Genomic DNA, 19289 nt, shown 5'->3' on the forward strand with positions numbered 1-19289 from the left:
GTCCGGACAACGGAATTCGGCTTCCCTACAAGGGAATTCAGGAGGATCCGCACATGGGGCCCGGTAGGAACCGCGGCTGGCTGCTCCGCCTCGTCATCGCCTTCGGCTTCGCGCAGGGGGCGGTGTCGATGGCCCGGCCCGCCGTCTCCTACCGGGCCCTAGCGCTGGGCGCCGACGAGCGGGCGGTCGGCGTCATCGCGGGCGTGTACGCCCTGTTGCCGCTCTTCGCCGCGGTGCCGCTGGGCCGCCGCACCGACCACGGCCGCTGCGCACCCCTGCTGCCGGTCGGCGTGGTCCTGATAGCGGGCGGCTGCGCGCTCAGCGGACTCGCCGGCTCCCTCTGGGCGATGGCGGTCTGGAGCGGGGTGATGGGCCTCGGCCACCTCTGCTTCGTGATCGGGGCCCAGTCGCTCGTCGCCCGCCAGTCCGCCCCGCACGAACAGGACCGCAACTTCGGCCACTTCACCATCGGCGCCTCGCTCGGCCAGCTGGTCGGCCCGATCGCGGCGGGCGCACTGATCGGAGGCCCGGACAGGGCGGGCACCAGCGCGCTGGCCCTCGTGGTGGCCGGTGCGGGAGCCGCGGTCGCGTTCACCTCGCTGTGGCGCATCGAGGACCGTACGGCCGTCAAGTGCCGTACCGCAGAAGGCGAGCAGGTCCCCGTCGGCAGCATCCTGCGGGCCCGGGGCGTACCGGCGGGCATGCTCATCAGCCTCTCCGTGCTGTCCGCCACCGACATTCTCACCGCCTATCTTCCTGTGGTCGGCGAACACCGGGGCATCGCGCCCTCGGTGATCGGTGTGCTGCTGAGCCTGCGGGCGGGCGCCACGATCGCCTGCCGGCTCGTCCTCACCCCGCTGCTGCGGCTGCTCGGCCGGCCGCTGCTGCTCACGGTGACCTGCCTGCTGGCGGCCGTGCTGTGCGCCGGGATCGCGCTGCCGATGCCGGTGTGGGCGCTCGGCCTGGTGCTGGCCGCCCTCGGGTTCTGTCTCGGCGTCGGGCAGCCGCTGTCCATGACGACCGTCGTCCAGGCGGCCCCGGACGGTGCCCGCTCCACGGCCCTCGCCCTGCGTCTGACCGGCAACCGCCTCGGCCAGGTCGCCGCGCCCGCCGCCGCGGGTCTGGTCGCGGGGGTCGCGGGCGTGGCGGCACCCTTCGTGATGCTCGGGGCGCTGCTGTTGTTCTCCGCGGGCAGTGCCCTGCGCGCACCGGCCGCTCCGGGCGGCGGTCAGGTGGCCCAGGGAGCTCAGGACGGGCGCCCGGCCCGCGCTCCCTTGCGCCGGTCGAGGGATATCTGACGGCGAGTCGGGTGGTGCTGCCGCAACACGCCGGGCGGATGTGAAAGAGAGTCAGATGAAAGAGCGATTTGTATGAAAATCGTCTGACTCGGAGGAACGTCCATGCCCACCTTGCTGCCCCCGTCCGCAGGCGCCCGTCTGGGAGCCGCGGCCCTCACCGTACTCACCGCGGCCTGGGCCTCCTGGTCCGCGACCTCCGCCGCTCTTGCCGCCCCCGGTGACGGTGCCGACATCAGGATCCACAGTGAGCGAGTGCCCTACGGCGTCTCCAAGGACGACCCCGTTGTCTGCAGGTTCTACCTCGACGCCGTGAATTTCGGCGACCTGACGTCCGTGTCCTACACCATCACGGCTCAGCCCCCACTGCCCACCGCGGCCACCGTGAGCGGCACGATCTCCCTGGCCGGCGGTGCCGGGCACACCGACATCCTGGGGCTGGCCGACGGCAGATACACCCTCCAGTGGACCATTCCGCCGACCACGCCGCCCACGCCGCCCGTCGCGCCCAAGGAGAAGGTCTTCTCCGTCGACTGCCACGGCAGGCACGACCGGGGGCAGGCGGGCCCGAGCCACACGATCGAGGACCACGGGCCGAAGGGCGGCGTCCACGCCGGCGGTGGCGGCCTCGTCGACACCATGCAGGCATACACCCCGCTGAGCGCGGCCGGAGGCGTCGGGCTGGTCGCCGTCGGCGGAGCCGTCTACGTCCGGACGCTGCTGCGCCGCCGCTCCCACGGTGCCGAGTAGGACCTGTCCGGCGCCCCCCGCCGGGGGAACGCGTGCCAGACCACACGGCGCCGGCACGGTCCGCCGGGCGGCTCCCACGCGCAGGCGACGCAGGCCCTGGCACCGGACCCGCGCCTACCGCCTCACCAGGACGGCCATGATCGTGGCCGCCCTGGTGACGGTCTTCCGGTGCGGGGGGCATCACCACCACCCCACCGAGTCCGTCCGGGCCGGCGCCCCGGCGCCCGCCGAGGCGCCCGCCGCACCGGCCCCAGGTCCCGCCGACGGGCGCCCCCGGGTCTCCGAGCCGGCCGCGCCCGCACGACCCGCCACACCCCCTCCGCCGCTGCCCCGGTCACCGGCGGCCGCCCTGCGCGTACCGTCCCTGGGCATCGACGCGCCGGTCATCGGGGTGCGGGTGGGCGCCGACCGGCAGCTGGAGACTCCGCCGCTCGACCGGCCCCGGCTCGTCGGCTGGTACCAGGACGGGCCCTCACCGGGCGAGACCGGCACCGCCATCGCCGTCGGCCACCGCGACACGAGGACCGGCGCCGCGGTCTTCGCCGCCCTCGCGCAGGTGCGCCCCGGGGCCCGGATCGAGGTCCGGCGCGTCGACGGCCGTATCGCCGTCTACGCCGTGGACCGCGTCCGGATCTTCGACAAGGACCGCTTCCCCGACAAGGAGGTGTACGGCCCGAGTTCACGCCCCGAGCTGCGGGTGCTGACCTGCGGCGGCCTGTTCACCCGCAGGACCGGCTACAGCAGCAACGTCGTCGTGTTCGCGCATCTGACGGCGACCCGCTGACCCGGGAGGGCGCCCTGCGCACCGCTGCGACCGCTTTCTCACTGGGCGGAACGAAGCACCGGATTCCGTCAGGTGTCTTCCCTGGAGCGCGTACGGTCCGTTAACTTCCGTGACTCACAGCCCGTGCGACCCGTACGGGCCGTTCGACCGCGGAGCCTCAGGACTCGCTCAGTACGCCCTCGGGGGCAGTGCCATGACACGCGCCATCTCTCTGCACGACGTGAGCAAGACCTATACGCGAGGCGTTCGGGTGGTGGACCGGCTGTCGCTGGACATCCGCCCCGGTGAATTCCTCGTGCTGCTCGGGCCGTCCGGCTGCGGCAAGTCCACCGTGCTCCGCATGATCGCCGGGCTGGAGGAGATCACGGAGGGCCGGCTGCTGCTGGACGGCGAGCACGCCAACGAACTCCTCCCGTCCGAGCGGAACATGGCGATGGTGTTCCAGAACTTCGCCCTGTACCCGAACATGACCAGCCGCGGCAACATCGGCTTCCCGCTGCGCGTCGAGAACCCCGGCGAGGACCCCCGCCCGCGCGTCGACGCCACCGCCCGGATGCTCGGCATCGAGGACCTCCTCGACCGCTTCCCCAGCCAGCTCTCCGGCGGCGAACGCCAGCGCGTCGCCATGGGCCGCGCCATCGCCCGCCACCCCTCGGCCTTCCTGATGGACGAGCCGCTGTCCAACCTCGACGCCAAGCTCCGCAACCACCTGCGGGCCGAGATCTCCAAGCTCACCCGGGAGCTGGGCGTCACCACGGTCTACGTCACCCACGACCAGGCCGAGGCCATGTCGCTCGGCGACCGGGTCGCCGTACTGCGCGGCGGAGTGCTCCAGCAGCTGGACACCCCGCGCATGGTGTACGCCCTGCCCCGCAACGTCTTCGTCGCCGCCTTCATCGGCACCCCGCGCATCAACCTGCTGCGCGGCCTGGTCCGCGCCCCGCTCGACGGCGCGATGACCATCAGCCTCGGCAAGCAGTATCTGCGGCTGCCCGAACCGCTCTGTCAGGACCACCAGTTGCTGCGGGTGCAACAGGGCCGGGAGGTGATCGTCGGGCTGCGCTCGGAGGCCGTACGGATCGCCAAGCACTCCTCCGCCCGGCCGGGCGAGGTGCCGCTCACCGGCCTGGTGGAGCATGTGGAGTTCCAGGGCCACGAGATCCTCGTGCACTTCAACACCGGCTCCCAGCCCGCCGTCGTGCCGGATCTGGAGGCGCCGCGGCCCTCAAGGCCTTCCAGGCGGCGGCGCAGGGAGGGCGGCGGCACGGTGCTGGGGCGGTTGCGGGAGCGGGCGGAGGCCTTGCGCGCCGGGCCGGTGGTGGTCATGGACGACCCGGCGGACGCCGACCCCGCCGAACCCTCGTTCGCCGAGGCTCGCCTCCCCGGTGACCTGGTGGTCCGCACCACGCCCGACATCGAGCTGCGGCACGGGATGCAGGTGCCGCTGCTCGTCGACATCGCCCATCTGTTTGTGTTCGACCAGCATGGGGAGCGGATTTGTCCGGCGCCGGCGCGGTTGCCGGATTTGGAGAACTGAGGCTCCGTAGGGGGTGCCGGGTTCGGTTGTTCGGAGTCTGCGGCGTCGTTGTGGCTGGTCGCGCCCCCGCGGCGGAGCCGCATATCGATACAGCCCCGCGCCCCCATAGGGGCGCTGCTCCACCGGGAGTCTCTGGCACCGGAAAACTATCGCCGCTAGTTTGTGTTCCTGTCGGTAGGTTTTGACGCGGACGACGCACCCCGCCCCGGAGGAGCACCATGAAGGCACACGACGGCCTGTACATCGACGGCGCCTGGCGGCCCGCCGCAGGTCAGGACGTGATCGATGTCGTGAATCCCGTCGACGAGCAGGTCATCGGCCGGGTCCCCGCGGGGACGGTAGTGGACGTGGACACCGCCGTACGGGCCGCCCGTGCCGCCTTCCCCGCCTGGGCCGCGACCCCGCCCGCCGAGCGGGCCGCACGGCTGGGGGCGTTGAGGGACGTCCTCGTGGCCCGCAAGGACGAGATCGCCGAGACGGTGACCGCCGAGCTGGGTTCGCCGCTGCCGTTCTCGCAGAATGTGCACGCGGCCGTGCCGATCGCGGTCGCGGGCTCGTACGCCGAGCTGGCGGCGACGTACGCCTTCGAGGAGAAGGCCGGGAACTCGACCGTCTATCTGGAGCCGGTCGGCGTGGTCGGCGCGATCACGCCCTGGAACTACCCCCTGCACCAGATCGTGGCCAAGGTCGCCCCGGCCCTCGCGGCGGGCTGCACGGTGGTCCTGAAGCCCGCCGAGGACACCCCGCTCACCGCCCAGCTCTTCGCGGAGGCGGTCCACGAGGCGGGCGTCCCCGCGGGCGTCTTCAACCTGGTCACCGGCCGCGGCCCGGTCGCGGGCCAGGCGCTCGCCGAACACCCGGGCGTCGACCTGGTCTCCTTCACCGGCTCCACCGCCGTCGGCCGGCAGATCGGCGCGACGGCGGGCGCCGCGGTCAAGAAGGTCGCCCTGGAGCTGGGCGGTAAGTCCGCCAACGTCATCCTGCCGAGCGCCGACCTCGCCAAGGCGGTCAACGTCGGCGTCGCCAACGTCATGTCCAACTCAGGCCAGACCTGCAGCGCCTGGACGCGCATGCTCGTCCACCGGGACCAGTACGAGGAGGCGGTCGGGCTCGCCGCCACTGCCGCCGCCAAATACGGCGACCGCATCGGCCCGGTGGTCAACGCCAAGCAGCAGGCGCGGGTGCGCGGTTACATCGAGAAGGGCGTGGCGGAGGGCGCGCGGCTGGTCGCCGGAGGCGCCGAACCCCCGCGTGAGCAGGGCTACTTCGTCTCCCCGACGGTCTTCGCCGATGTCACCCCCGAGATGACGATCGCGCAGGAGGAGATCTTCGGCCCGGTCCTGTCCATCCTCCGCTACGAGGACGAGGAGGACGCCCTGCGCATCGCCAACGGCACGGTCTACGGCCTCGCGGGCGCCGTCTGGGCGGGCGACGAGGGCGAGGCGGTCGCCTTCGCGCGCCGCCTGGAGACCGGCCAGGTCGACATCAACGGCGGCCGCTTCAACCCCCTTGCCCCCTTCGGCGGTTACAAGCAGTCGGGCGTCGGCCGCGAACTCGGCACGCACGGTCTCGCCGAGTACCTCCAGACCAAGTCCCTGCAGTTCTGAGGAGCGCATCCATGGTTCGCGCAGCAGTCCTTCCCGCCGTGGGCGCCCCCCTGGAGATCACCGGCATCGACCTCCCGGAGCCCGGCCCCGGCCAGGTCCGCGTCCGTCTCGCCGCCGCCGGGGTGTGCCACTCCGACCTGTCCCTGTCCAACGGCACCATGCGGGTGCCGGTCCCCGCGGTCCTCGGCCACGAGGGCGCCGGCACGGTCGTCGCCGTCGGTGAAGGCGTCACGCACGTCTCGCCGGGCGATCAGGTCGTCCTCAACTGGGCTCCGTCCTGCGGCGGTTGCCACGCCTGCACGCTCGGGGAGGTGTGGCTGTGCGCCAACGCCCTGAACGGCGCCGCGGACGTCTACGCCCACCGCTCCTGCGACGGCTCCGACCTCCACCCCGGACTGAACGTCGCCGCGTTCGCCGAGGAGACGGTCGTCTCGGCCGGCTGTGTCCTGCCCCTCCCGGAGGGCATCCCCCTCACGGACGCGGCCCTCCTGGGCTGCGCGGTCCTCACCGGATACGGCGCGGTCCACCACTCGGCGCAGGTCCGGGAGGGCGAGACGGTGGCTGTGTACGGCGTCGGGGGAGTGGGCCTGGCCGCGCTTCAGGCGGCCCGGATCGCGGGCGCCGCACGCATCGTCGCCGTCGACGTCTCCCCCGAGAAGGAGGAGCTGGCCCGCGGTGCGGGCGCCACGGACTACGTCATCGCCTCCGACGCGACGGCCCGCGAGATCCGCGGACTGACGGACAAGCAGGGCGTGGACGTGGCGATCGAATGCGTGGGCCGCGCGTCGACGATCCGCACGGCCTGGGACTCCACCCGCCGCGGCGGCCGCACGACGGTCGTCGGCATCGGCGGCAAGGACCAGCAGGTCACCTTCAACGCCCTGGAGATCTTTCACTGGGGCAGGACGCTGGCGGGCTGCGTGTACGGCAACTCGGACCCGGCGAAGGACCTCCCCGTACTGGCCGAACACGTACGGGCGGGCCGCCTGGACCTGGGCGCGCTGGTGACGGAACGGATCGGCCTGGACGGCATCCCGGCGGCCTTCGAGAACATGCTGGCGGGCAAGGGCGGCCGGGCGCTCGTGGTCTTCTAGGCGCCCTCGGGCTGCGGCTCCGGAGTGCTCTCCGGCGCCGCAGCCGGCACGGCCGCAGCCCGCGGCCGCGACCGCGACACCGCCACACCCGCCAGGCACAGCGCCCCGCCGCCCAGCGTGAGCAGCCCCGGCACCTCACCGAGCGCCAGCCACGACATCAGCACGACCAGCGCGGGCACCGCGTACGTGGTCGCCCCCATCCGGCTGGCGGTCGTACGGGCCAGGGCGTACGCCCAGGTGGTGAAGGCGAGCGCGGTCGGAAACACTCCCAGGTACACCATGTTGAGCGTCGACGACACCGGCGCGTGGGCCGCCTCGCTCACCAGTTGCCCGGCGAACGGCAGACACCCCGCCGCGCCGATGAGACACCCGAACGTCGTCACCTGCAGCGCACTGGCCTTCGCCAGAGCGGGCTTCTGCGCGACGACTCCCCCCGCGTAGCCGACCGCCGCGAGCAGACACAGCACCACCCCGAGCACCGACGACCCGCCGCCCCCCGACATCGACAGCCCGACGGCCACCGCCCCCGCGAACGACACCGCCATCCCCGCCAGCAGCCGCGGCGGCATCGGATCCCCGAGCAGCCGCGCACCGAGCAGGGCGATCAGGATGGGTCCGATGTTCACCACCAGCGCGGCCGTGCCGGCGTCGACCTGCTGCTCCCCCCAGTTCAGGACGACCATGTAGAACCCGAACCACAGGGCGCCGGATATCGCGATCCCCCGCCAGGCGCCTCTCGGCGGCAACCCTTCCCCGCGCACGACCAGCATCACCCCGAGCACCAGCGCCCCGGACAGCAACCGACCGAGCGCCAGTGCCCCGGGCGAGTACGCGGCACCCGCACTGCGGATCGCAACGAAGGCGGAGGCCCACAACACCACGGTGACCGCTGCGGCAGCGGGGGCGAGCAGGTCGGTACGGCGGAGGTTCATCATGGTCCCGAGGTTAGGCAGGGGGAGGGGTGAAAGCTCGCGGGTTTCGGACGGTGTACGTGCGGATGCGCCGGATACAGCTCCGCGCCCCTGAAGGGGCGCTCAGCGCAACGCCGTTGTGTCAATTCCCAGATGTTCGGCCAGCGCCTTTTGACCTGCCGTCGTCACCTTCACCGCCCGCTCGGAGCCGATGCGTACGCACCAGCCGGCCGCGAGGGCATGCCGGCACAGGGCCGCTCCTGCCACTCCCGCGAGATGAGGTCGCCGTTCGGTCCAGTCGAGGCATGCCCGGGCCAGTGGACGTCGGCCCTTGCGGTCGAGGGCGATCCCCGTCGCGTCGAACCACCGAACCCCCGCGTCGGTCAGAGCAAACCCCGTGTCCTGCCGCAAAAGCCCCCGCAGAGTCATCGCATCCGTGACCGCGATCCCGAGCCGCCCAGCAAGGTGGTCGTAACAGGTCCGTCCCCGTGCCATCGCCGACCCGGCACTCGACTCCCGCAGCCCCCGAGGCCGTACGGCATCCCCCGGCCCCACCTGCGCGGCCAGATCCTCCACCAGCTGCGCAACCGCCGCGTCGGCGAGCCGCACGTACCGGTGCCGTCCCTGCCGTTCCTCGGCGAGCAGGCCGCCCGCGACGAGCTTGCCCAGATGCTCGCTCAGCGTCGACGCGGCGACTCCCGCATGTCGCGCCAGCTCACTTGCGGTCCAGGCCCGCCCGTCCAGCAGCGCCAGCAGACACGTGGCCCGCGTCTCGTCGGCGATCAGCCCGGCGAGCCGGGCCAGCCGCGGTGCCTGGGGTTCCCTGGTGGTCATGCACCCCAGCATGGGACACGGACACTTCGGCGGCCGCCGAACGGTTGCTAAACAGTCCGCTTGACCTGCTCGAACTGCTGCACAAGACCGTCCAGCAGCGCCGTGAGCCCCGTCTCGAAGGCCCGCTCGTCGATCTTCTCCTGCTGCTCGGCGAGCAGGTGGGCCTGGCCCAGGTGTGGATAGTCGGCGGGGTCGTACGCGCTCTGGTCGTCCACGAAACCCCCGGCGAAGGAGCCGAGCGCGGAGCCCATGATGAAGTACCGCATCAGCGCGCCGATGGACGTGGCCTGGGCGGGCGGCCAGCCCGCGTCGACCATCGCGCCGTAGACGGCGTCCGCGAGGCGCAGTCCGGCCGGTCGGCGCCCCGGCCCCTGGGCGAGTACCGGGACGATGTTGGGGTGGTCGCGCAGTGCGGCCCGGTAGGAGACGGCCCAGTCGTGCAGCGCGGTCCGCCACTCGCGGCCGTCCTCGAACATCGACAGGTCGACCTGCGCGCTCACCGAGTCGGCGACCGCCTCCAGGATCTCGTCCTTGGTGCGGAAGTGGTTGTAGAGGGAGGGCCCGCTCACCCCCAGTTCCGCGGCGAGCCGACGCGTGGAGACGGCCGCGAGGCCCTCCGCGTCCACCAGCGCACGGGCCGTCTCGACGATGCGGTCGGTGCTGAGCAAGGGCTTGCGCGGTCGGGCCATGGCGCACATAGTAGGGCTGCGGAACCGAAACTAGCAGTGCTAATTTAAATGTGCAGGATCTCGAGTGGGGTGACCGGTCATGAATCTGGGGCTCAGTGACGAGCAGGAAGCCGTCCGGCGGCTCGCCAAGGACTTCGTCGACCGCGAGATCGCCCCGAACGTCATCGCTTGGGACCGGGCCGAGGACGTCGACCGGTCGATCGTGAAGAAGCTCGGCGAGGTCGGCTTCCTCGGTCTGACCGTCGACGAGGAGTACGGCGGCTCCGGCGGCGACCACCTCGCGTACTGCCTGGTCACGGAGGAGCTCGGGCGCGGCGACTCCTCCGTGCGCGGCATCGTGTCCGTATCGCTCGGGCTGGTCGCCAAGACGATCGCCGCCTGGGGGAGCGAGGACCAGAAGCGGCAGTGGCTGCCCGGGCTCACCTCCGGCGAGTACGTCGGCTGCTTCGGCCTCACCGAGCCCGGCACCGGCTCCGACGCCGGCAACCTCGCCACGCGCGCAGTGCGCGACGGCGACGACTACGTCATCAACGGCGCCAAGATGTTCATCACCAACGGCACCTGGGCCGATGTGGTGCTGCTGTTCGCCCGCTCCACCGACGCCCCCGGCCACAAGGGCGTCTCCGCCTTCCTCGTCCCGGCCGACACTCCCGGCCTCACCCGCCGCACCATCCACGGCAAGCTCGGCCTGCGCGGCCAGGCGACCGCCGAGCTGGCCCTGGAGGACGTCCGCGTGCCCGCCTCCGCGATGCTGGGGGAGGAGGGCAAGGGCTTCTCGGTCGCCATGTCGGCCCTGGCCAAGGGGCGGATGTCGGTCGCGGCGGGCTGTGTGGGCATAGCCCAGGCCGCGTTGGACGCGGCGGTGAGGTACGCGGGCGAGCGCGAGCAGTTCGGCAGGTCCATCGCGCACCACCAGCTCGTACAGGAGCTGATCAGCGACATCGCCGTGGACGTGGACGCGGCCCGCCTGCTGGCCTGGCGGGTCGCCGACCTGATCGACCGCGGGCAGCCCTTCGCCGTCGAGTCCTCCAAGGCCAAGCTCTTCGCCTCGGAGGCCGCCGTCCGCGCCGCCAACAACGCCCTCCAGGTCTTCGGCGGCTACGGCTACATCGACGAGTACCCGGCGGGCAAGCTGCTGCGCGACGCCCGCGTGATGACCCTCTACGAGGGCACCAGCCAGATCCAGAAACTGCTCATCGGGCGTGCCCTGACGGGGGTTTCGGCGTTCTGAGTACCCGAGCTGAGTAGCTCGGCGGATGTGGTGCCGGCCACATCCGCCGACGCTTGTCCCCATGAGTGACACATCCGGCAAGCAGCAGAACACCGCCGCCTTCTACGGCCAGGCCGTCGCCTCCTTCGCGATCGCCATGGCCGCGACCGCCATCGGCATCTTCCGGCTGAACGCCGACGCCTGGGTGCGGGCGTTCCTCGGGATCGCGGTCCTGTACCTCGTCACCTCCGCCTTCACCCTCGCCAAGGTGATCCGTGACCGGCAGGAGGCGGCGGAGCGCGCGTACCACCCCTTCGAGAAGCTCTGAGCCCTCCTGAAAGCTCTGAGCGGGGACGCTAAGCGCTCGCTCACCTTCGGCGGTATGGTGGGGTGTCTGTCTGCGAGAGGGGCGAGCGAGCGATGAGTACGGCGAAGGAGACGGCCGGTGGCGAGACGTCCGCGTGGGGCGAGGTCACGCCCGACGCGGCCCGACGGCTGCTGATCGCCGCGGTGGAGGCCTTCGCCGAGCGCGGGTACCACGCCACGACGACCCGTGACATCGCGGGCCGTGCGGGCATGAGCCCCGCCGCGCTCTACATCCACTACAAGACCAAGGAAGAGCTGCTCCACCGGATCAGCCGGATCGGTCACGAGAAGGCCCTGGAGATCCTGCAGACGGCGGCCCGGCGCGAGGGCACCGCGGCTGAGCGGCTCGCCGACGCGGTGAGCTCCTTCGTCCGCTGGCACGCGGGCGGCCGCACCACCGCCCGGGTCGTGCAGTACGAGCTGGACTCGCTCGGTCCGGACGCCCGCGAGGAGATCCTCGCGCTGCGCCGGCAGTGCGACGCCGAGGTGCGCGGGATCATCGAGGACGGCATCGCCTCCGGCGAGTTCGACGTGCTGGACGTCAAGGGCACCACCCTCGCCGTCATGTCGCTCTGCATCGACGTCGCCCGCTGGTTCAACGTCGACGGCCCCTGGACGCCCGACGAGGTCGGCGCGCTCGACGCCGACCTCGTGCTGCGCATGGTGGGGGTCAAGTAGCCCGTCGGGCCACGGCTCAGACGTAGAAGCGGGCCACCGACTCGGCCACGCAGACCGGCTTGTCCCCGCCCTCGCGCTCCACGGTGTAGGCGACGGCCAGCTGGACCCCGCCCGGGACGTCCTCGACGCTGCTGATCCTCCCGGTGGCGCGCAGGCGTGAGCCGACCGGCACGGGGGCCGGGAAACGGACCTTGTTGGTGCCGTAGTTGACGCCCATCTTCACGCCCTCGACGCTGATCAGCTGAGGGCCGAAGAGCGGCAGCAGCGACAGGGTGAGATAGCCGTGCGCGATCGTCGTCTTGAAGGGCCCCGTGGCGGCCTTCTCCGGGTCGACGTGGATCCACTGGTGGTCGCCGGTGGCCTCCGCGAAGAGATCGATGCGCTTCTGGTCGATCTCCAGCCAGTCGGTGTACCCCAGCTGCTCGCCCACCGCCGCCTTCAGCTCGTCGGCGGATGTGAAGATCCTCGGCTCTGCCATGTCCCGGCCTCCCATGCCTCGCTCATGTCCTGAACATCGTGAACACTATGTCTAAGCAACTGCTTAGCATGGTCCTCCGGGAAACCAATGTCAACGGACAACGGCCGGGTACGGATGGGTAGGCTCCGAGGGGTGCCCCAGATTCCAGAGAAGATCCACGAGCTCACGGTCGGCCAGCTCGCCGCGCGCAGCGGCGCCGCCGTCTCCGCCTTGCACTTCTACGAGTCCAAGGGCCTGATCAGCAGTCGGCGGACCACGGGCAACCAGCGCCGCTACCACCGCGACACCCTGCGCCGGGTCGCCTTCGTACGCGCCGCGCAGCGCGTCGGCATCCCCCTGGCCACCATCCGCGAGGCGCTCGCCGAACTCCCCGAGGAACGCACCCCCACTCGGGAGGACTGGGCCCGGCTCTCCGAGGCCTGGCGTTCCGAACTCGACGAACGCATCAGCCAGCTCAACCGCCTCCGCGACCACCTGACCGACTGCATCGGCTGTGGCTGCCTCTCGCTGGACGGCTGCGTCCTGTCCAACCCGGACGACGTGTTCGGCGAACGACTGACGGGGTCGCGGCTGATGGTGGAACGCCGGGGGAAGCGGGCTTAGTCTGCGGCGCGCCGCCCGCGCTGCCCGCGCTGCCCGCGCCACAAGCGCGGGCAGGCGACCCCCCCCGGGCCTGCACCGGCCCCCCGCTCACTCGTACTCGGTCCCGCCCTTCCGCGTCAGATACGCCGGGCTCACCGCTTTCGCGATCGCCCGCCCCCCGGTCACGGGGCTGTACCGCTCCACCGCAGGCCGGATCACGACCCCCTCCCGCAGATGCAGCCCCCGCCCCGACACGGTCTCCCGCCCGTCGGCAACCTCCAGCACCCGCTCGATGTCGTACGCCCCCTCGTACAGCCGCGGCACCAACGGCAGCTCGCCGCCCAGCAGTTCGGCCGCGTCCAGCCACCGCACCGCTCCGTCGATCTCCGCGGAGACGTCGAACACGGCGTACCCGAGGCTCTCGCGCCGCCCGTCCGCGCCGTACGTCAGGTCCTGGACCCCCGCGCCGTACACCTCGCCGAAGATCCCGACCCGGCGCGCCCCCAGCCGTTCCGCGAGCCGGGCGGCGACCTCGGCGACGCCGTGGCCGTGCACGGCCCGCCAGTACAGGTTGCGCGGATCCTGCTTCAGGGCCAAGGACTTGGCGCCGAAGCCCTTGGAGGAGACGTGCACGCGCTCCTCGTCCGCGAGATAGGTCAGCAGGCAGGCCGAGCCGTGCAGCTTCTCGGTCAGGACCACAGCCTCGCCCGGTGTGAAGATGTCCGGAAACCGCTGGATGTTCTCGATGTCGACCCAGGGCAGCAGTTCCGGCGCGGACTCGACCTCGCCGTCCATCGTGGGCGGGATCGGCGGCACCCACTTGGTGATGCCGAGCCGCTGAGCGAAGTCCGTCCCGTCCAGCGCCGCCCGTGCCAGGTCGACGCCGGCCAGCGCCTTCGGCCGGCACACGATGCCCTGCGACAGCTCACCGCGCAGCCGTACCGCCTTGACCCGGTCCGAGTTGCTCCCCGCCAGCCGCCCGGTCAGCCCCAGCTCCTCGATCAGCCCGGTGGGCAGGACGGACTGCTCGGGGATGTACACGGCGACGTCGCCGGTGCGGTACGCGCCCTTGGCGACGACGGCCCGGTACAGGCCCACCTGGGCCAGTTCGAGCGCATCGGCGTTCGGATGCTCGTGGACGGTCAGCACTTCGGCGGTGACGCGCAGCGTCGACATGGGACTCCTCGGTTTCCTGGGGTCGCTCAGCTCGGTTTCATCACCTCCCAACTGTCCGGACGGGAAAGGAGTGGAGCGAGTGGATTAGCGGCTGGTAACGTCACGATCTTCGGCTGGCCGAGATGTCGCGCACGGAGTCCTGACGGGATCAACTCCCATATTTTCAGCAGCACTTGACGCCGCCCTCGCGGACATCGACACCGTCTTCGACGGCTTCGCCAGCTTGGACGAGACCGGCTGCGGCTTCTGCCACGTGCCCGAGGAGACCGCATATCTGCGCACGCCGCATGTGCGGATACCGCTGGACGTGGTGCAGTACTACCTCTTCGAGGTACCAGACCACTTCGACGACCATCCGGCCGCCATGCGGCGCCTGCTTCCGCAGGCCGCACGTGCGATGGCCGACGGCTCCCTCGACGCGATCGGCTGCGGCGCCCATGGGCTGAGCCGGGTGGACTGGCGCTCCTGGCCCGCCGAGCAGGCCGCCGCGATCGAGGCGTTCCTGCACGCCTGGTGGCAGGACGCCCTCACCCGGCCCGATCCGCCCTACGGCATCGACGAGATCTTCGACACCTGCGCCACGATCGCCAGAACCGTGACCCCGTTCCTGGACGGCTGGGGCCGCAGCCCCGCCGCCGACGCACACCTCGTCCACTGCACCGACGGCTGGCTCTACGACCTGCTGTCCGACCGCTCCCCCTTCTCCTGGTGGCAGGACGACAGCGAGGACGCCGGCCTCGCCGATCTGCGCAGTTGGCTGGCCGGTCCCGGCGCCGTCCGTCTACGGGCCCAGGGTGAGCCCGACCTGGCGGTCCGTGCCGAGCTCCTCGCCCTGCCCTATGACGAGCGTTGGGCACACCCGTACTGGGCCAGTGCTTCGGCGACCAACTGAGCGTTGGACAAGGCCCGTTCCCCGTCCGGCAGGAACAAGGTGTCCTCCAGGCCCACCCGGGTCGCGAGCCCGAGCCGGCCCGCCAGCCGCAGCACCGGCCAGGCCCCGCCGTCCTCGCCGTGCAGCAGCACGGGGCGGCCGGGCGCCGGGCCCAGGCCGGTCAGCAGCGCACGCGCGGACTCCTCCGCGGTGTCCGGCGAGGCGTCCGTCACCTCGGCGAGTACGCGGAGCACTCTCGGGGCCAGCGGTGAGGCCGCGAACCGTATCGCCGCGTCCGTCCCGGACCAGATACCGGCCTCGACCTCCACGCCCAGGTCGAGCAGCACGCCGGCGATCTCCTCGGCTCCCTCCTCATGCCAGTTGACCGAGGCGTGGTCGGGAAGTTCGGAGAGCGTGGCCCAGCTCCGGACCCTCTCCAGCCGTGCCGCAGGATCCGGTTCCGCCCAGACGCCCGTGGTGACACCGACCGGGACCGACACGCGCGCCCGTATCGCCTCGAGCACCGGGCCGATCACGCGGGGCGACAACGAGTCGCGCCCGCAGGGTGTCTTGGGGTGGACATGGACGTCCGTGGCCCCGGCCGCGACTGCTTGCGCCGCGGACTCGGCCATCGCTTTTGGAGTCAGCGGCACCATCGCACCGTCGGCGGTCCCGCGGGGCCCGTTGAGACACACCTGCATCATGTCTCGATGGTGCCAGCCACCACCGACAACGAGGAGCCACCACTGACAAAGAGAACAAGCCGACAAAGAGGGACATACAGGGGGTGCGGCATCCCCGGCGCACCCCCGCCTTGCTAGGCCGACACCAGCAGCCTTCCGCGCCTTGCGTCCGCCAGGGCCTCGGGGCTGAGTACGGGCCTTGGCACGAGAATTCCACAGTGAGTGCAGACCGGACCCGCAGACGGTTCGTGGTCCAGGTCGTACTTCCAGATCAGGCGCTCCGCGCCGCACACCGGGCAACCGGAGCCCGGCTCGCGCTCCAGGCCGGAGATCAGCCGGCGCAGCACCTCCGCAAGCGGTTCGCGGGGGTGCACCCTCGGGTCGTCGCACCAGGCGACACCGAAACCGCCCCAGGTGAGCCGATGCCAGTCGTCCACCGTGCCCGGCCGGCGCAGCCCGTCGTGCTTCTCCTTCTTGCGCCGCTCGGCGAACTCGACCTCGTAGGCCAGCCAGACCGAGCGCGCTTCCTCCAACTCCTCCAGTGCGGCCACGAGCCGCGCCGGGTCGGGAGAGCGATCCTCGGGACCGAACCCTGCCCGGGAGCACAAATGGTCCCAGGTCGCCCTGTGCCCGTAAGGAGCAAACCTCTCAAGGCACTTGCGCAGTGAGTAGCGCCGCAGTGCCAGATCGCACCGCGGGTCGCGGACCTGTCTCGCCAGACTCCGAAAACCGGCCATCGCCCTGCACCTCCGTCACACCTGCACCTGTACTTCGGTCACTTCGGCGTCGTCGTACGGACGTCGCCGAATAGACGTATCGACAAGCGATTCGGCTCCATCCGATTTCCGATGCCCTCCATAAGCCGTCCCGCCCACTCCAAAACTTGACGCATGTTCATCTTCACTCCCGGGGATACCGGCGGTAACGTCCCGGCTCACCCCCGTCGGTAGGAGCTGCCATGCCCTGGCGTACCTCTCGTAGCGCCCCAGTCAGACTGAGAACTCCCGGCAGACTCGCCGGGTTCCTGAAGACCGCATCCATATGCGTCCTGGTTGCTGGTCTTTTGTCCCCGCTCACCCAGGCGACGGCGGCGGCCGCCGCCTCGAACGACTACTGCGGCGGCCAGTGTTCCGACATCCTGCCGCCGGGTGAGAACGGCAACGCGACCCTCGCGCAGATCCTCCTCAACCAGGCGTTCGGCACCCAGCCCGACCATGCGGAGGACCAGCTCGGCCCGTACGCAAACCTGGCCAAGGGGTACTCCTCGCTCACCGACTCGACGATCAACACCTTCTTCAACGACGCGTCGTTCGGGGTCTCCTCCGATCAAGTCGCCTCCACCGAGAAGCCTGCGGGCCGCACCGACGTGACGATCGTCCGCGACAAGAAGGCGGGCATTCCGCACATCACCGGTACCACCAGATACGGCACGGAGTTCGGCGCCGGGTATGCCGCGGCTGAGGACCGGCTGTGGCTGATGGACGTCTTCCGGCACGTGGGACGCGGCCAGCTGACGTCGTTCGCGGGCGGCGCGGCCTCCAACCAGGGCCTAGAGCAGGAGTTCTACCGCAACGCCCCCTACTCCGAGGCCGATCTGCAGGCCCAGATCGACAACGCCGTCGCCAACAACGGCGCCCGCGGCCAGCAGGCCCTCGCCGACGCCAACGCCTACCTGGCCGGCATCAACGCCTACATCGACGCCTCCGACTCGGGCCGCTACTTCCCCGGCGAGTACGTCCTCACCGGGCACAAGGACTCGATCACCAACGCCGGCACCATCGACCACTTCAAGATCACCGACCTGGTGGCGCTCGGCTCCGTCGTCGGCTCCCTGTTCGGCGCCGGCGGTGGCGGCGAGGTCAACAACGCGATCTCACTCCTGGCCGCCCAGTCCAAGTACGGCGTGACGGAGGGCACCAAGGTCTGGGAGTCCTTCCGGGAGCGCAACGACCCCGAGGCCGTGCTCACCGTCCACAACGGCGAGAGCTTCCCGTACGCCACCAGGCCCGACACCGCCCAGGGCGAGGCGCTGCCCGACGCCGGCTCGGTGACGACCGAACCGCTGGTCTACGACGCCACCGGCACCGGGGCGAGCCAGAGCGCCACCGCCGCCTCCAGGACGGCGACGGCGACGGCCCTCAGCTCGGCGAGGCGCGGCATGTCCAACGCCCTGGTGGTGAGCGGCAAGTACACCGCCAGCGGGCATCCGATCGCCGTCTTCGGCCCGCAGACCGGCTACTTCGCCCCCCAACTGCTCATGCTCCAGGAGATCCAGGGCCCGGGCATCAGCGCCCGCGGCGCCTCCTTCGCCGGCTTGAGCATGTACGTCGAACTCGGCCGCGGTCAGGACTACTCCTGGAGCGCGACCACCTCCGGCCAGGACATCATCGACACCTACGCCGTCGAACTGTGCCAGGACGACTACCACTACCTGTACCACGGCACCTGCACGGCCATGGACAAGGTCGAGCAGACCAACTCCTGGAAGCCGACCACGGCCGACGGCACGGCGGCGGGGTCGTACACGATGAGAGTCTGGAAGACCAAGTACGGGCCGGTCGAGTACCGGGCCACCGTCGGCGGCAAGAAGGTCGCCTACACCACCCTGCGCTCGTCCTACATGCACGAGGCCGACTCGATCATCGGCTTCCAGATGCTGAACGACCCCGACTACGTCAAGGGCCCGCAGGACTTCCAGAGCGCGGCGCAGCACATCAACTACACCTTCAACTGGTTCTACGCCGACTCCCAGCACACCGCGTACTACAACAGCGGCAACAACCCGGTGCGGGCGAGCGGCGTCGACGCCGAGTTCCCGGTGTGGGGGCAGGCGGCGTACGAGTGGAAGAACTGGGATCCGACGACCAACACCGCCGACTACACGCCGGCCTCCGCGCACCCCAACTCCATCGACCAGGACTACTACATCTCCTGGAACAACAAGCAGGCCAAGGACTACACGACCGCGCCCTGGGGCGACGGGTCCGTGCACCGCGGCAACCTGCTGGAGGACCGGGTGAAGAAGCTCGTCGCGGCCGGCGGGGTGACCCGTACCAAGCTGGTGCGGGCCATGGCGGACGCCGCATTGGAGGACCTCCGGGCCGAGGACGTGCTGCCGAAGCTGCTCAAGGTCATCAACAGCAGCACGGTGACCGACTCCACGGCCGCGGCCGCGGTCGGCAAGCTGCAGGCCTGGGTGACCGCGGGCGCCAAGCGCACGGAGACCTCGGCGGGTTCGAAGACCTACGCCGACGCCGACGCGATCCGCATCCTGGACGCCTGGTGGCCGCTGCTGGTGAAGGCCGAGTTCCAACCGGGCCTCGGCAGCGATCTGTACACCGCCTTCAGCAACAACCTGCCCGTCGACGAGTCCCCGTCGGCCGCACACGGACCGACCGGCTCACACGCCGGCAGCTCCTTCCAGTACGGCTGGTGGAGCTACGTCGACAAGGACATCCGGGCGGTGCTCGGTGAGACGGTGCAGGGGCCGCTGGCGGAGAAGTACTGCGGCGGCGGCAGCCTCAGTTCCTGCCGGGACATCCTGATCAGCACCCTGAAGACGGCGGCGGGCACGTCCGCGTCGACCGTCTACCCCGGCGACTCCCTGTGCTCGGCGGGCGACCAGTGGTGCGCCGACTCGATCGTCCAGCGGACGCTCGGCGGCATCAAGCACTACAACATCAGCTGGCAGAACCGGCCCACCTTCCAGCAGGTGGTGGAGTACACCTCGCACCGGTGACGGAC

At 71.0% G+C, this 19289-nt stretch carries 19 protein-coding genes; 12 read left to right on the forward strand and 7 right to left on the reverse strand.

The window, feature by feature from the left end:
• The first annotated feature begins 53 nt into the window (after positions 1 to 53).
• The 6 genes from ABD355_RS31350 to ABD355_RS31375 all read left to right on the forward strand — a co-directional run bounded on the left by ABD355_RS31350 (position 54) and on the right by ABD355_RS31375 (position 7067).
• Positions 54 to 1298 (forward strand): MFS transporter, encoded by a 1245-nt coding sequence (locus tag ABD355_RS31350; protein ID WP_344404206.1) that lies wholly within the window; start codon positions 54 to 56, stop codon positions 1296 to 1298.
• Between the two features lie 102 nt (positions 1299 to 1400).
• Positions 1401 to 2045 (forward strand): hypothetical protein, encoded by a 645-nt coding sequence (locus tag ABD355_RS31355; RefSeq protein ID WP_344404207.1) that lies wholly within the window; start codon positions 1401 to 1403, stop codon positions 2043 to 2045.
• Between the two features lie 142 nt (positions 2046 to 2187).
• On the forward strand, positions 2188 to 2829 hold the full coding sequence (locus tag ABD355_RS31360; protein ID WP_425585816.1) for a class F sortase: 642 nt from the start codon (positions 2188 to 2190) through the stop codon (positions 2827 to 2829).
• 193 nt (positions 2830 to 3022) lie between these two features.
• Positions 3023 to 4366 carry an ABC transporter ATP-binding protein gene (locus ABD355_RS31365; protein ID WP_344404209.1) on the forward strand — a complete coding sequence of 448 codons (1344 nt, stop codon included), beginning with the start codon at positions 3023 to 3025 and terminating at the stop codon, positions 4364 to 4366.
• 218 nt (positions 4367 to 4584) lie between these two features.
• A complete protein-coding gene (locus ABD355_RS31370) occupies positions 4585 to 5973 on the forward strand; it encodes an aldehyde dehydrogenase family protein (RefSeq protein ID WP_344404210.1) in 1389 nt (462 codons plus the stop codon).
• Positions 5974 to 5984: 11 nt separating this feature from the next.
• Positions 5985 to 7067: a zinc-binding dehydrogenase gene (locus tag ABD355_RS31375; protein WP_344404211.1), complete on the forward strand. Its 1083-nt coding sequence runs from the start codon at positions 5985 to 5987 to the stop codon at positions 7065 to 7067.
• On the opposite strand, the gene ABD355_RS31380 is transcribed toward ABD355_RS31375, so the two are convergent.
• The 3 genes from ABD355_RS31380 to ABD355_RS31390 all read right to left on the reverse strand — a co-directional run bounded on the left by ABD355_RS31380 (position 7064) and on the right by ABD355_RS31390 (position 9501).
• Complete coding sequence (locus ABD355_RS31380) at positions 7064 to 7999, reverse strand: DMT family transporter (protein ID WP_344404343.1); 936 nt, start codon at positions 7997 to 7999, stop codon at positions 7064 to 7066. The two genes, ABD355_RS31375 and ABD355_RS31380, sit on opposite strands and share 4 nt — an antisense overlap.
• 102 nt (positions 8000 to 8101) lie before the next feature.
• Positions 8102 to 8824 (reverse strand): ArsR/SmtB family transcription factor, encoded by a 723-nt coding sequence (locus tag ABD355_RS31385; protein WP_425585814.1) that lies wholly within the window; start codon positions 8822 to 8824, stop codon positions 8102 to 8104.
• Positions 8825 to 8859: 35 nt separating this feature from the next.
• Positions 8860 to 9501 (reverse strand): TetR/AcrR family transcriptional regulator, encoded by a 642-nt coding sequence (locus ABD355_RS31390; RefSeq protein ID WP_344404213.1) that lies wholly within the window; start codon positions 9499 to 9501, stop codon positions 8860 to 8862.
• Positions 9502 to 9580: 79 nt separating this feature from the next.
• Between ABD355_RS31390 and ABD355_RS31395 the strand changes: the two genes are divergently transcribed.
• The 3 genes from ABD355_RS31395 to ABD355_RS31405 all read left to right on the forward strand — a co-directional run bounded on the left by ABD355_RS31395 (position 9581) and on the right by ABD355_RS31405 (position 11755).
• A complete protein-coding gene (locus ABD355_RS31395; RefSeq protein WP_344404214.1) occupies positions 9581 to 10732 on the forward strand; it encodes an acyl-CoA dehydrogenase family protein in 1152 nt (383 codons plus the stop codon).
• A gap of 61 nt (positions 10733 to 10793) precedes the next feature.
• Entirely contained in the window at positions 10794 to 11039 is a 246-nt protein-coding gene (locus ABD355_RS31400) for a YiaA/YiaB family inner membrane protein (RefSeq protein WP_099927742.1), read from the forward strand.
• A gap of 92 nt (positions 11040 to 11131) precedes the next feature.
• Positions 11132 to 11755, forward strand: coding sequence for a TetR/AcrR family transcriptional regulator (locus tag ABD355_RS31405; RefSeq protein ID WP_344404215.1), 624 nt, complete (start codon positions 11132 to 11134; stop codon positions 11753 to 11755).
• Positions 11756 to 11771: 16 nt separating this feature from the next.
• Here ABD355_RS31405 and ABD355_RS31410 read toward each other — a convergent pair whose 3' ends face one another.
• Positions 11772 to 12233, reverse strand: coding sequence for a MaoC family dehydratase (locus ABD355_RS31410; RefSeq protein WP_344404216.1), 462 nt, complete (start codon positions 12231 to 12233; stop codon positions 11772 to 11774).
• A gap of 132 nt (positions 12234 to 12365) precedes the next feature.
• Between ABD355_RS31410 and soxR the strand changes: the two genes are divergently transcribed.
• Positions 12366 to 12836 (forward strand): redox-sensitive transcriptional activator SoxR, encoded by a 471-nt coding sequence (soxR, locus tag ABD355_RS31415; protein WP_344404218.1) that lies wholly within the window; start codon positions 12366 to 12368, stop codon positions 12834 to 12836.
• Positions 12837 to 12923: 87 nt separating this feature from the next.
• Here soxR and ABD355_RS31420 read toward each other — a convergent pair whose 3' ends face one another.
• On the reverse strand, positions 12924 to 13991 hold the full coding sequence (locus tag ABD355_RS31420) for an RNA ligase (ATP) (RefSeq protein WP_344404219.1): 1068 nt from the start codon (positions 13989 to 13991) through the stop codon (positions 12924 to 12926).
• 223 nt (positions 13992 to 14214) lie between these two features.
• Between ABD355_RS31420 and ABD355_RS31425 the strand changes: the two genes are divergently transcribed.
• Complete coding sequence (locus tag ABD355_RS31425) at positions 14215 to 14883, forward strand: hypothetical protein (RefSeq protein ID WP_344404220.1); 669 nt, start codon at positions 14215 to 14217, stop codon at positions 14881 to 14883.
• On the opposite strand, the gene ABD355_RS31430 is transcribed toward ABD355_RS31425, so the two are convergent.
• Positions 14829 to 15566: a 3-keto-5-aminohexanoate cleavage protein gene (locus tag ABD355_RS31430; protein ID WP_344404221.1), complete on the reverse strand. Its 738-nt coding sequence runs from the start codon at positions 15564 to 15566 to the stop codon at positions 14829 to 14831. The two genes, ABD355_RS31425 and ABD355_RS31430, sit on opposite strands and share 55 nt — an antisense overlap.
• A 113-nt stretch (positions 15567 to 15679) precedes the next feature.
• Positions 15680 to 16282, reverse strand: a complete 603-nt coding sequence (locus tag ABD355_RS31435; protein ID WP_344404222.1) for a hypothetical protein — start codon at positions 16280 to 16282, stop codon at positions 15680 to 15682.
• 221 nt (positions 16283 to 16503) lie between these two features.
• Between ABD355_RS31435 and ABD355_RS31440 the strand changes: the two genes are divergently transcribed.
• Positions 16504 to 19284 carry a penicillin acylase family protein gene (locus ABD355_RS31440; RefSeq protein ID WP_344404224.1) on the forward strand — a complete coding sequence of 927 codons (2781 nt, stop codon included), beginning with the start codon at positions 16504 to 16506 and terminating at the stop codon, positions 19282 to 19284.
• Positions 19285 to 19289 lie beyond the last annotated feature (5 nt).

This window comes from Streptomyces longisporus, assembly GCF_039532765.1.
Classification (GTDB): domain Bacteria; phylum Actinomycetota; class Actinomycetes; order Streptomycetales; family Streptomycetaceae; genus Streptomyces; species Streptomyces longisporus.